Origin of the sequence: Arthrobacter sp. 9AX (assembly GCF_902506095.1) — a bacterium.
In the GTDB taxonomy this organism is placed as follows: Bacteria; Actinomycetota; Actinomycetes; order Actinomycetales; family Micrococcaceae; genus Arthrobacter.
Window position 1 is genome coordinate 2909238 of record NZ_LR733293.1, and the last position, 12608, is coordinate 2921845.

Genomic DNA, 12608 nt, shown 5'->3' on the forward strand with positions numbered 1-12608 from the left:
GCATGATCCAACCCGCCTCGAGCTACAACGATGACCTGCGCCTGGCCCATGTCCTGGCCGACTCCGTGGATGACCAGACCATGAGCCGCTTCAAGGCCCTTGACCTCCAGGTGGAGACCAAGCCGGACCTGACGCCGGTCACCGACGCAGACAAGGCCGCCGAAGAAGCCATCCGCGGCCAGTTGTCCCGCTCCCGCCCGCGCGATGCCGTGCTGGGCGAGGAGTTCGGCAGCACCGGGCACGGATCGCGCCGCTGGATTATCGATCCCATCGACGGCACCAAGAACTTTGTCCGCGGCGTGCCGGTCTGGGCCACCCTGATTGCACTGGTGGATGAGGGCGAGCCGGTGGTGGGTGTGGTCAGCGCGCCGGCTTTGGGCAAGCGCTGGTGGGCAGCCAAAGGTATGGGCGCCTACATGGGCCGTTCTCTTGCTTCGGCCACACGGCTGCGGGTCTCAAACGTCTCCCAACTCTCCGACGCCTCGCTGTCCTATTCCAGCCTCAGCGGGTGGAAGGAGCGGGGAAACCTGGACCAGTTCCTGGGCCTCACCGAGGACGTGTGGCGGACCCGGGCGTACGGCGATTTCTGGTCCTACTGCATGGTGGCGGAAGGCTCCGTGGACATCGCCTGCGAACCGGAACTGAACCTTTACGACATGGCCGCACTGGTGCCCATCGTGGTGGAAGCCGGCGGCCGCTTCACATCGCTGGAAGGGGACGACGGGCCCTTCGGCGGCAACGCGCTGGCCACCAACTCCATCCTGCACTCCGAGGTGCTCCGCCGGTTGAACCCCGGCCTGGACGACCTCCTCTGAACCCACTTCGCCGAAGAATCCGCCGCGGGCGCCTCCACAACGGAGGCGCCCGCCGTCGTTTCTTCGGCAAAAGGAGCCCTTTTCATCCGGTGCGTAACAAAGCGCTTAACATTTATCCCGGCTACATACCAATACGCCCCATGTTTTACGCTCTTAAGCAGGTCACGAGTGCCAGCGCGAAACCCCGGTTTGCTGGCCGGCAACCCTCCAACCGCGGTGGGGTGCCCCGGGTGACGACCAGGCCGGTCCGGAGCGGATGCGGCAAGCGCGGATTCCCGGGTGAGGGAGTCCTTTTGAAGTGAGGTCTTTCGTGACAACTGCCACCGTCTCTCCCAATGCCACCGCCGCAACTGAAATTCCCGGATCCGAGGCCGGCTTTGATGCCCGCCGCGCCGCCGCCGGACGTCCGCTCGCTGCCGTCACCGGCGCTGAGATCCAGGCTCCGCTGATCCACGGCGGCCACATCCGCTACGCAAACCTTGACTACGGCGCCTCGGCTCCGGCCCTCTCCGTGGTTTCTGCATACCTCAACGAGATCCTCCCGTACTACGCCAGCGTCCACCGCGGCGCCGGTTACGCCTCCCAGATCAGCACCTCCGTGTACGAAAACGCACGCAACATCGTCCGCGAATTCGTGGGCGGACGTCCGGACGATTCCGTCATCTTCACCCGCAACACCACGGATTCGCTGAACCTGCTCGCAGGCTGCCTGCCCGTCACCGACGGCCGGCCTGACGGCGACGTCCTCTACCTGGACATCGAACACCACGCCAACCTGCTGCCGTGGCAGGGCGTCCCGCACCGCAGCATCGTGGCCGCCGACACGATCGTTGGCACCATCGCCGCCGTCCGTACGGAGCTGGAGCAGGGCGGCGTCAGCCTGCTCGCCGTCACCGGCGCGTCGAACGTCACCGGCGAGATCCTGCCCATCCGCACCCTGGCCGCCCTGGCCCACGATCACGGTGCCCGGATTGTGGTGGACGCCGCCCAGCTGGCGCCGCACCGCCGCGTGGACATCGCCGCGGACGACGTCGACTACCTCGCCTTCTCCGGCCACAAGTTGTACGCACCTTTCGGTGCCGGCGTCCTGGTGGGCCGCCCCGACTGGCTCGACGCCGGAACGCCGCACCTTGCCGGCGGCGGCGCCGTTAAGGAAGCAAGGCTCGACGGCGTCAGCTGGGCCACAGGACCGGCCCGCCACGAGGGCGGCTCCCCCAACGTCCTCGGCGCAGCCACCCTGGCCCGTGCCACCCAGGTGATCGCCGGGCTGGACCTGGAGCAGTGGCACGCCCACGAATCCGCCATCCGTTCCTTCCTGGTGGAAGGATTGCAGCAGATCGCCGGCGTTACTGTCCACCAGATCTTCAAGGACACCAACCCGGACACGGACACCATCGGCGTGGTCAATTTCTCGGTGGAAGGCTACGACGCAGGACTGGTGGCGGCTTATCTGTCCGCCGAGCACGGCGTGGGCCTGCGCGACGGCCGCTTCTGCGCCCACCCGCTGCTGAAGCGGCTGGGCCTGCCTTCCGGTTCGTTGCGCGCCAGCTTCGGCGTGGGCTCCCGCCTGGAGGACGCCGAACGGCTCCTTGCAGGTATTGCCGCACTGCGCAGCAACGGGCTCGGCTGGGACTACGTGGTGGATGCCGGGCGCTGGGTTCCGGCGAACGACACACGGACCTACCCGCAGTGGGCACCTAACACCCCGGGCACTGCCGGCGCCGCTCCCTGCATCGACGACTAGGCACTTGCGGTAAATTCGGAGGATACCCAAGGGCATCAAACGAAGGAGGCCACACGTGGTACGGGGTGGCCCCAAACTGGATCACGGACGGCGCCGGGAGCTCGGCCAGAGCTTCCAGGATGGCGGCGAGCACTACCAGCAGGTCCGGCCGGGCTACCCGGCAGAATCAGCCCAATGGCTGGTGCCCGCAGGGGCCCGTGATGCACTGGATGCCGGTGCCGGCACCGGCAAGTTCACCGAACTCCTGCTCGGCATGGGGTTGAGCGTCACCGCTGTGGACCCCTCCGGGGACATGCTCGAACAGTTACGCGCGCACTGTCCCGCCGCCACGGCTGTCCAGGCCACCGCCGAGGCGACCGGCCTGCCCGCGGCGGCGTTCGACGTCGTCAGCGTTGCCCAGGCCTGGCATTGGTGCGATGCCCCCACGGCGAGCACCGAACTGGCGCGGGTCCTGCGCCCGCACGGAACGCTGGGGCTGGTATGGAACCAGCTGGACACCTCGGTTCCCTGGGTCCATCGGCTTTCACGGATCATGCACGCCGGAGATGTGTACAAGCCAGGTTTCCGGCCTCAGGTGGGGCCGGAGTTCCGCGACCTCGAAGGCCATGTGACGCACTGGCAGGACCGCGTGACCACCACTGATCTCGTGGAGCTGACGAAGTCGCGGAGCTATTACCTGCGGGCCGGTGAAGCCACCCGCGCGAAGGTGCTGGCCAACCTCGACTGGTATCTGCACGACCACCTGGGCCACGCCACGGAGGAAGTGTTGGAGCTGCCTTATCTCACGCTGGCCTGGCGGGCCACCAAAACATAACGGATGGCGGTCAACGGGTACGCTTGATGCTGTGAAGACCAGCGCGCCCTCCTCCTCCATTGAGGATTACGTCAAGGTCATCTACTCGTTCACGGAATGGCAGGACAAGCCCATCACGTCCTCCCAGCTCGCCCAGCGCCTGGGCGTGGCCAATTCATCGGTGTCCGAAATGGTCCGGAAGCTGAAGGACCAGGGCCTGGTGGACCACAAGCCTTACAGCGCCATCACGCTCACGGACCAGGGCGTCCGGCTGGCCCTTTCCATGGTGCGCCGCCACCGCCTGATCGAGACCTACCTTGTCCAGCAGCTGGGCTACAGCTGGGACGAGGTGCACGACGAAGCGGAACTGCTGGAGCATGCCGTCTCGGACACGTTCATCGAGCGCGTCGCCGCCCAACTCGGGGACCCGCAGCGGGACCCCCACGGGGACCCCATCCCCACTGCAGACGGCAAAGTCCTGATGCCGAGCGCCCACCGGATGGGCGAGCTGGACCAGGGGCACACCGGCCGGATTACCCGCATCAGCGACGAGAACCCGGACCTGCTGCGCTACCTCTCTGCTGAAGAGATCGACCTCGACGCCGAGGTGGAGGTGGTGGGCCGCAAGCCGTTCGGCGGGGCCCTGGTGGTGCGGATCCGGAACTCGGGCAGGACCCGGGACTACGACCTGGCCGATGAGATTACCTCCGCCCTGTGGGTGCAGAGCGACCACCCCCACCCCGGTTGCCTGCTCGGGGACAGCTGACATTGCCCGCGGGACTTCCTGCGGCCCGGGCCTGGTTTGCCGTGGCTGTCGGAGGCCTCGTTGGCACTGAATTGCGGTACGGGCTGGGACTGGCATTTCCGGAACTGCCGGGGTCCGTACCGTGGGCCACACTGTGGATTAACGTGGGCGGCAGCTTTGTCCTGGCGTTGCTGACCACGGTCTGGATGGCCCGGCCGCAGACCGCGTTCTGGCTCCGCGCCGGGCTCGGGCCGGGCCTGCTGGGATCCTTCACCACGTTCTCCGCGGTGGTGTTTGCAGTGGACCAGCTGGCGCGCGCAGGTGAACACTTTGTTTGGGTTTTGTACTTGGTGCTGTCACTGCTGCTGGGGCTTGCTGCTGCCGGCGCGGGGTGGCGGTCCGGGAAGGTCGTTGCCGCCAGGTTGGACGGGCGCAATGGAAGGTCCTCCGGGGGCCGGCCATGATGGCTGCCGCCCTGGTGGGCGTCTTCGGCGTTGCCGGCGCGCTGCTGCGTTTTGCCGTGGACAGCTGGTTCGCGCAGCACACATCCGTCCGTTCTATCCAGCCTGCCGCGGGTTCCCCGGGCACCGGACCCGGGGAACGGCTGCACTGGCCCTGGGCCACGCTGGTGGTGAACGTTGCGGGGTGCTTCATCATTGGCGCCGCCCACGCCTTGACCCTTCGGCTAGGGCTGGCTCCGGAATGGCAAACGGCTCTTGCTGCCGGGCTGGCCGGCGGGCTCACCACCTTCAGTTCCTGGACCACTGCAACGGTGCGCCTGCTCAGTGAGGCACGGTTCGGATCAGCGGCGCTGAACCTGGCCGGCAACCTGGTCCTTGGTTTTGGCGCGGCCGCGGCGGGCCTCGCGGTGGCTTCCTGAGGCTGCTGGTGTTAGCCCGGAAGGAAGTAGCCCGAGACATCCGCCACATAGTGGTTCGCGGCCGAGGAGCGGTTGAAGAGAATCACTTTGCCGAATGAGCCGATAGGGACAGTCACCGAGTTGGGCACGATCTGGCCCGCGCTGAAGTTGATGTTCGAGGCGTTGGGCATGGCCGGTCCCATGGGATAGGCGGTGACGAAACCAAAGGAGTTCGCCTCGGCTACCGTCAGGTTGAACACTACGGCCGATGCTCCGGCAGGAATTCCGTGCTCCCCTGTCATCTGGATGGCAGTGCTGTTGTCCGCCCGCACAGGATAGCCGGCCCGAGTATCAAGGAAGCGCGTGGGCGCGATCGGTTGGAACGTGCCACCTGCTAGGGGCGTCCCGGGCATGTAGTAGCCCGAGACGTCGGCTAGCAGGTGCGTTGTCCCGGAAGACCGGTTGAACAGGGTCACCCTGCCGTCCTTGCCTACAGGAACAGTCACGGAGTTGGGGATGATCTGCCCGGGGCCGAAGTTGACGTTGGAGGCGTTCGGACGGTCCGTCCCCGAGGCATGGGCAGTGATGAAACCGAAGGACTTTGCCTCGGCCACGGTCAGGTTCAGAACCACCGCGGAAACACTCCCCGGCACCCCGTCCACCCCTGCCACCTGGAAGGAAATCGACGAGTCGGAAGCGACGGGAGCGCCGCTCCTGGTGTCCAGGAACCGCGAAGGGGCGATGGGCTGAAAGGCGCCGGCCGCCGTCGGAATTCCCGGAAGATAGTACCCGGAGACGTCCGCCAGCAGATGCGTGGCCCCTGCCGAGCGGTTGAACAGAGTAACTTTGCCGTCGGCGCCGACGGGAACGGTGACGGCGTTCGCCACGATCTGGCCCGAACTGAAGTTCATGTTGGAGGCATCCGGACGGGCAGCGCCGGAGGCGTAGGCGGTCACGAAGCCGAAAGACTGGGCCTCGGCCACCGTCATGTTGAAGACGACAGAAGATACCTTCGCGGGAACCCCTCCCTGCCCGGCCACTTGGAAGGAGACCGTTGAATCCGGCGCCACCGCCGAACTGTTCCGGGTATCCAGGGCGCGGAAAGGGGTGACTGGAATCAGCGAACCCGGGACCGGGGCGTAGGTGGCAGTGTAGGTCTTTGACCACTGCGAGGCAGCCCCGGCCACCAGGATGTAGCCGGGCAGCGCCCGCGCGGAGACCGTCACGGTGCCCGCGCCAGGGCGCACTCCGGCGGGCACCACCGTCCCGCCGGCCAGGTATTCCACCCCCTGGGAGGTGGGAACGGTGAACGTGTCCTGTGCTGTGCCGTCCTTGTCGCTGAACGTCACTGCAGCGGGCCTGACAGTATTGGCGGGCAGGTCCGCGTCAGAGAAGTTCAGTGCCTTCGTTGCGTCCACCAGCCCGGCCCCGCATCCTTCCGTGCATGCGATGGCCGTGGGACGCGCAGTCGCCTTGAGGCGCTGCTCGACGGCGGCCGGGGTGTAAGTGCCGCCGATCTCGGACATCATGAGGGCGGCAATGCCGGCCACGTGCGGGGCCGCCATGGAGGTCCCCTGCAGGTACTCGTACGCTTCGGTTTCGGGCGTGGTACTGCCGAAGTTGGACGTGGACAGGATCCCGGCGCGGTAGTCGTCGCCGGACAGGTCACCGCCGGGTGCGGTGACATCCACGGCCGCTCCGTAGTTCGAGTACGGAGCGCGGCCACCGTTGCGGCCGGCTGCCGCCACGGTGATCACGTTCTGGCAGTTCGCCGGACTCACGTCCGCTGCGGGGCGGGTTGAGTTCCCGGCAGCCACCACCACTGCGGAACCGGCGTTGTGTGCGAAGTTAATGGCAGCTTGCTGGGTCGCCGAGCAGGGCGCGAGGCCGCCGAGGCTGAGGTTGATCACGTTGGCACGATTGGGGTTGGCGGGGACGCCGGCCACCTGCCCCCCTGCCGCCCAGACGATCGAGTCCGCGATGTCCGAGGAATAGCCGCCACAGGCGCCAATGGCCCGGATCGGCAGGATTTTAGCTTCGGGCGCGACGCCGGAGATGCCGTCATTGTTGTTGGCAGTCGCCGCGATGATGCCCGCAACGTGGGTTCCATGCCAGGAGGAGATGCTTTCGGGCGTGCCCGGGTCGCACTGGCCGGCGGTAGTCCAGTCGCCTTCGTCCTGCGGGTTGGCGTCCCGCCCGCCGCCGTCACGGCTCCACACGGCGTCGGACATCATGTCGTAGCCGGGCAACACCTTCCCGTTCAGCTCGTAGTGGCTGGTGATGCCGGTGTCCACCACAGCCACCACGGCACCCTCCCCGCGGTTGACGTCCCAGGCGCCGGGAATGCGGACGCCGGCGGGTTCTTCCCAGAGTCCCCACTGCACCGCGTAGCCGGGGTCGTTCGGCTCCGCGGCCTGAGTGTGCATGATTACATCCGGCTCGGCGTACTCCACCTGCGGGTTGGCTCGGAGGGCAGCCAGGAAAGTTTCGGCCTCAGCGGCGGGAAGAGCCTTGCTGGTCCTGACCACCTGCGCGCCGGTAGCCGTGCCGCGGACGCGCTGGGCGGCTACGCCCAGTCCGGCCGCAGCTGTCCTTGCAGCCTCCGCTGTTGCAGCAGCCTCGGACGCGATGCCCGGCCGGGTCTTGAGTCCCACGATGAACTGGTCCGTGGCGGTGGCCTGCGCGGTCCCGGTGCGGGGGCTGGCCTTCCGGACCTCAAGGTTGGCATCTGCGTGTGCCGGGACTGCCATTACGACGCTGGCAAGGATGGCGGACAGGGTCAATCCCAAGACCGGGAGCTTCGATGAGCGCGGTATTCTGTTGGGCATGAGCAGGGAATCCTCGGGAACGGGCACCAAGCAACAGCGGGACTCGGTACAGGCAGCCGGGAATCACCAGCTGACCCCCGCTTGATTCTAGCCAGAAACGGCCGTCGCAAGCGAGGGTCAGGAGGATAGGTGCTGTGTCGTTGGGAAAACCCGCAGTGCGACTGGGCCAGCAGGGTGCCTGCCCGGCCACCCCTGGTCAGTTCGGGAGGAAGTAACCGGAGACGTCTGCCAATAAGTGGGTGGATTCTGTGGACCTGTTGAAGAGGCTGACGCGACCGTCTGTTCCTACGGGAACGGTGACCGAGTTAGGCACGATCTGACCAGCGCCGAAGTTCAGGTTCGAAACTGCGGGTCGGCTCGTCCCGGTGGCGTGGGCGGTTATGTACCCGAAGGAATTCGCTTGTGCCACCGTCAGGTTGAATACAACTGCCGCAGCATTAACGGGAATCCCGTTGGCCCCTCCCACCTGGAAGGACACTGTTGAATCCTTTCCTGCCGCGGTAGTATCCCGCGTGTTAAGAAACCTCTTTGGCGTTACCGCCTGAAACGTTCCCGCCGCAGTCGGAGTGCCGGGCAGGTAGTAACCCGACACATCCACCACCAAATGCGTGTTGCCGGAAGACCGATTGAACAGAGTCACCGTCCCATCAGCACCTACCGGCACAGTTGCGGAGTTAGGGATGATCTGCCCAGCACTGAAGTTCACGGTTGACGCATTGGGCCGGTCCATACCGGTTGGGTAGGCCGAGACGAATCCGAAGGATTGTGCCTCCGCAACTGTCAGGTTTAACACAACGGCTGACACGCTGGCTGGCAAACCATTTGCCCCTGCCACCTGGAAAGTAGTCGTCGAATCGGGACTGACGGCCTTACTGCTCCGCGTATCCAGGAACCTTGTGGGCGCCACGGCCGCAAACGCACCCGCAGCTGTCGGCGTCCCTTGCAGGTAGTACCCCGAGACGTCCGCCAGCAGGTGCGTGGTCCCGGCGGACCTATTGAACAGCGTGACCTTCCCGTCGGCACCGACAGGCACCGTTACAGCATTCGCAACTATCTGACCGGCACCAAAGTTCAGGTTGGACGCATCTGGCTTGTCAGTTCCGGATGCATAGGCCGTGACGAACCCATGCGACTTTGCCTCTGCCACCGTCAGGTTGAAGACGACGGCGGACACTTCCGCAGGCAACCCGTTCACGCCGGCGACTTGAAACGAAACACTTGAGTCCGCCCCGACGGCTGTGCTGTCGCGTGTATCCAAAGCCCGGAACGGTGTCACCGGCATTAGCGAACCCGGCACTGTCGCTACTTCCCCACGCGGCGGGCAGCCGCCCATCCCGGGGCCGCCTACCTCGCGGAACTCGGCGATGGTCAAGCCCTGCCGGTTGTCGTTGGCATCCTGCGCCTCCCAGGCCAAGGCACTCGCGCCAACAGCCTCGGCGGCAAGTCTGGCGGCATTTGGTTCGTCAAAAATGTAGGTAGCGGTGAAGGTGTTCGGGCCATCAACATCGAACTCAAGGCCGGATCGGTAACCCGCGTCGACCGTCAGCGGTCCGGGGACTGCACGAACGTCACGCCGCCCCACGCCGGTGTCCTTCAAGGCAGGTTCCACAATGCGTTGTTCCATCTGGTTTTTGTTCACGCCCGCCGCTACATATCCCCTCACAGTCACGGTGGTGCCGTCCAGCACGGAGTCCGCATTGACGTAAGCGTCCTGTACAGTGGTGGCCCCGACCTCGGTCGGGCCGAACCTGATAGACACCACGTCGCCGGGCCTAATGTCCGGAGTGACGTTGAGGCCTGTCCCTGCACCCCAACAGACTCCGCCCGGGTGGTTGACTTCAAAAGCCACATCACCCGCCGCGACGACGCTCTGGGCAGAGCCTACTATCCCGCCTCCGGGGCGCCTGACTTCCACGGTGGCTGTCTGGCCGATCCTGTCCTGGTAGCCCTCAACCGTAACGAAGTCCCGGTCGGGGAAAACCACCAGGTTGTCCGGGAACGACGGGACAGCCGCGCTGGCGGCGGGGATGGCCAAAAGAGAAGTGGTGCAGAGTACCGTAGCGACCGTTGCGACAATTCCAGCTTTGCCTTGCTTGGTCACCCGATATCGCGCGTCTGACGATTCGTACAATTGCCCATTCATGACAACCTCACTGATCCTGAGTCCTGGCGTACGGCTGTACGCTTAGGGCACAAGCTAGGCTGCGCACCTTGGGAAATACTCGTCATTCAGTCCGCTAAAAGATCGGCCGCGCCTCTAGGTGAGGAAATATTCACGAGGTATTACCAAGATATGAGAAAGATCAACTTATTTAGCCCAAACTTGTCAATCAGGCCGTCCCTAGGAATTCACAGGAACCGTCAGGAGTCGCCGTACCGTGCAAAGGTGGCGGTCGGAAGTTTTGTGCGACGCCGGCGAGCATATGGTTGAACCTGAGGATTTATTCGGCGGTCCCACCGACTGCGCCGCCCGGAACGCAGACGTTCAACACAATCTGCTCTGCCCGGTGTTGAGATCCAGGTTCGACGCGTTCGGCCGGCATGTCCCGGGGTCGCGCGGGATGATGACCCGAGCGGCTTCCCTTTCCCCGCCGTCAGACTGACACCGCCCAGCTCGGGCGGGAATCCCCCGGGTACAGTCGGAACGCCGAGGCCGCGGCGCAGCATTACTGTTACGGGTAGCCCGGTTGTGGACCTCGCTATCATCCCAGGCCCATTGGCCTTCCATGGAAGATCAGGTTTTGCACGTTGCTGCAGAGGCTCATGAGGTCTGCAATTTGGCGGCCTCCCGTATCGTGGATGGTGATGATTAGCAGACGCGATGCGGCCATTGCCCTTGATGTACCCATGGAAATGGCCCAGCGCCATGGCCTTCCCAAGTGGATGACCGAGGCCGAGCTGGGGAAGATCCTGGACAACCCCCCGCCATGGCTTGTCCAGTCCCGCGCCAACCGCACCGGCAAACGCCCGGTCTGGGTACACCTGGAGTGCGCCGTCTGCGGTTATGAGGAAGCGGCGCGCCCCAAGAAGTGGTGGCCGGAATTCACGTACGTCGTCTGCGCGCACCACAACCCTGCCGATGTACCCCCGCTGCGCCAGGGGTACGTCCGCAGCGAGTTTGACGGCGTCGGCACACGTTTCGTAGGCATCGCGGACGTGGCAGGCCAGGACTAGGTCCGGCTGCTTCAGTCCTTTGCTGCTCGGGCCGAACGGGGCTGGCTACTTTCCGTTGCTGGTCATCTCTTCAGGCAGCGCGACGAGATGCATTTCCTTCCCGTCCCGCAGCACGGCGAGCTCGAGCCGTTCGCCGATGGCGTCAGAGAACAGCAGCCGTTGCAGGCTTTCGGCGTCACTGACGGGCCGGCCGCCCGCCGCGAGGAGGATGTCACCGGCTGTCAGGCCCGCCTTGTCCGCCGGTGAGCCGGCCAGCACCTCCACCACCCGCAGGGCGTCGTGTTGACCGGTCCTGATCACGGCGCTGGGGCTGAGCCGGGTGGGTGTGCTGACCAGGCCCAGGTAGGCCCTGCGTACGCGTCCGTCCGCCAGCAGCGCCGAGATGATCCGCTGGGTGGTGACGTTGATGGGGATGGCCAGGCCCAGTCCGGCTCCTGCCACCGCGGTGTTGATTCCCACGATCCGGCTGTGCGTGTCGGCCAGCGCTCCCCCGGAGTTTCCGGGATTGAGAGCGGCGTCGGTCTGAATGACGTCCTCAATGACGCGCCGGTTGCCGCCGGACCACACCGGGATGGCGCGCCCCAGACCACTGACTACCCCTGCCGTCACTGACCCGGCCAGGCCCAGCGGATTACCCACGGCCACCACCAGCTGGCCTACACGCAGGGACTCGGCGTTTCCAAATTGCGCCGGCGGGATCCTGGGCGGCCGCCCGTGGACTACGGCGAGGTCCGACAGTGGGTCGGCGCCCACCAGTTCCAGGTCCATCCGGCTGCCGTCGGCGAACACCGCGTGGCCGCGGTCGGTGCCGGCCACCACGTGGGAATTCGTCAGTAGGTAGCCGTCCTCCGTGAAGAGCACCGCGGAACCTGCGCCTACCCGGACGCGTCCGTTGCGGCGGCTGGCCGACATCTCCAGGGCAGCCACGTGGGGCGTGACGGTGGCGGCCACCCGCATGACGGTCTCTGAATACGAGTCCAGGGCGTCGACGTCGGACGCCTGCGAAACTGGCTCGCTCCCCTGGTTCATGGGGCACCTCCTGGCGTTGCCGGATCCCGGCTTTGTTCCGGGTCCTACCGGAGACAACGATCCGCGGCGGGCTCCTAGTCCCCCGCGCGCTACGCCGTCGGTGAACGGACGCCGCCGCTACGTAACAGCGCCCGCAGGGCAAAGAAAAGCACCCCGGTCCGAAGACCGGGGTGCTGTTCCGATGAGTCCATCCGAGAGGGATGAACTCATCGCAAATGTGGAGATGGGGGGAATTGAACCCCCGTCCGATGTCGTGTTGTCAGGGCTTCTCCGGGCGCAGTTTGCGTCGGACTTTCTCGGCCCCAGCCATGCTGCAAACAGCTGGCTGATCCGGGCCCAGTCACCTAAAAGTCCCATTCACTCCGGTGACGGGAGTGAACAGCAGTGGCTATCTAAATGACGCCAGGATCCGGGGCAATAGCAACCTCGGGCTGACGGACTGTCTTACTGCTTAGGCAGCAAGAGCGAAGTCAGTGCGCTTAGATTCGGCACTTATTGGTTTGCAGAAAGCGTTTACGAGATAATTCTGCATCCTCGGCCCGCTTCACCTGTCGCGACTAACATCGTCGAAACCGATCATCCCCATATTTTGTTACCAAACCGGCAGGCAAGCCCGCCGGA

Annotated in this window: 10 protein-coding genes, 1 other RNA gene and 1 riboswitch; of the genes, 7 read left to right on the plus strand and 4 right to left on the minus strand. The window is 65.4% G+C overall.

Features of this window, described 5'->3' with window-relative positions; all coding sequences use genetic code 11:
• Positions 1 to 2: 2 nt before the first annotated feature.
• The 6 genes from hisN to BACI348_RS13435 all read left to right on the plus strand — a co-directional run bounded on the left by hisN (position 3) and on the right by BACI348_RS13435 (position 4977).
• A complete protein-coding gene (hisN, locus tag BACI348_RS13410) occupies positions 3 to 815 on the plus strand; it encodes a histidinol-phosphatase (protein WP_159826543.1) in 813 nt (270 codons plus the stop codon).
• 160 nt (positions 816 to 975) lie between these two features.
• A riboswitch (SAM riboswitch) is annotated at positions 976 to 1089 on the plus strand.
• A 36-nt stretch (positions 1090 to 1125) separates the two neighbouring features.
• Complete coding sequence (locus tag BACI348_RS13415) at positions 1126 to 2559, plus strand: aminotransferase class V-fold PLP-dependent enzyme (protein ID WP_159826545.1); 1434 nt, start codon at positions 1126 to 1128, stop codon at positions 2557 to 2559.
• 55 nt (positions 2560 to 2614) lie between these two features.
• A complete protein-coding gene (locus BACI348_RS13420; protein WP_159826547.1) occupies positions 2615 to 3373 on the plus strand; it encodes a class I SAM-dependent methyltransferase in 759 nt (252 codons plus the stop codon).
• Positions 3374 to 3404: 31 nt separating this feature from the next.
• Positions 3405 to 4118, plus strand: coding sequence for a metal-dependent transcriptional regulator (locus BACI348_RS13425; RefSeq protein ID WP_159826549.1), 714 nt, complete (start codon positions 3405 to 3407; stop codon positions 4116 to 4118).
• Between the two features lie 41 nt (positions 4119 to 4159).
• Positions 4160 to 4561, plus strand: a complete 402-nt coding sequence (locus tag BACI348_RS13430) for a fluoride efflux transporter FluC (RefSeq protein WP_236557553.1) — start codon at positions 4160 to 4162, stop codon at positions 4559 to 4561.
• Positions 4558 to 4977 carry a fluoride efflux transporter FluC gene (locus BACI348_RS13435; protein WP_159826553.1) on the plus strand — a complete coding sequence of 140 codons (420 nt, stop codon included), beginning with the start codon at positions 4558 to 4560 and terminating at the stop codon, positions 4975 to 4977. Before BACI348_RS13430 ends, BACI348_RS13435 begins: the two co-directional genes overlap by 4 nt.
• An 11-nt stretch (positions 4978 to 4988) precedes the next feature.
• On the opposite strand, the gene BACI348_RS13440 is transcribed toward BACI348_RS13435, so the two are convergent.
• Positions 4989 to 7784, minus strand: a complete 2796-nt coding sequence (locus tag BACI348_RS13440) for a S8 family peptidase (RefSeq protein WP_159826555.1) — start codon at positions 7782 to 7784, stop codon at positions 4989 to 4991.
• 196 nt (positions 7785 to 7980) lie between these two features.
• Positions 7981 to 9768, minus strand: a complete 1788-nt coding sequence (locus BACI348_RS13445; RefSeq protein WP_236557554.1) for a hypothetical protein — start codon at positions 9766 to 9768, stop codon at positions 7981 to 7983.
• An 821-nt stretch (positions 9769 to 10589) separates the two neighbouring features.
• Here BACI348_RS13445 and BACI348_RS13450 point away from each other — a divergent pair.
• Positions 10590 to 10958: a hypothetical protein gene (locus BACI348_RS13450; protein WP_159826557.1), complete on the plus strand. Its 369-nt coding sequence runs from the start codon at positions 10590 to 10592 to the stop codon at positions 10956 to 10958.
• Between the two features lie 45 nt (positions 10959 to 11003).
• On the opposite strand, the gene BACI348_RS13455 is transcribed toward BACI348_RS13450, so the two are convergent.
• The gene (locus BACI348_RS13455) at positions 11004 to 11987 is read right to left on the minus strand and encodes a S1C family serine protease (protein ID WP_159826559.1); all 984 of its coding nucleotides are present in this window, start codon (positions 11985 to 11987) and stop codon (positions 11004 to 11006) included.
• Between the two features lie 215 nt (positions 11988 to 12202).
• Positions 12203 to 12571: a transfer-messenger RNA gene (ssrA, locus tag BACI348_RS13460) on the minus strand.
• Positions 12572 to 12608: the final 37 nt, after the last annotated feature.

Excerpts from the sequence above, each read along its gene's own strand:
- hisN (WP_159826543.1), top strand. The coding sequence starts at position 3 with ATGATCCAACCCGCCTCGAGCTACAACGATGACCTGCGCCTGGCCCAT.
- BACI348_RS13435 (WP_159826553.1), top strand. The coding sequence starts at position 4,558 with ATGATGGCTGCCGCCCTGGTGGGCGTCTTCGGCGTTGCCGGCGCGCTG.
- BACI348_RS13440 (WP_159826555.1), bottom strand. The coding sequence starts at position 7,784 with ATGCCCAACAGAATACCGCGCTCATCGAAGCTCCCGGTCTTGGGATTG.
- BACI348_RS13450 (WP_159826557.1), top strand. The coding sequence starts at position 10,590 with ATGATTAGCAGACGCGATGCGGCCATTGCCCTTGATGTACCCATGGAA.
- BACI348_RS13455 (WP_159826559.1), bottom strand. The coding sequence starts at position 11,987 with ATGAACCAGGGGAGCGAGCCAGTTTCGCAGGCGTCCGACGTCGACGCC.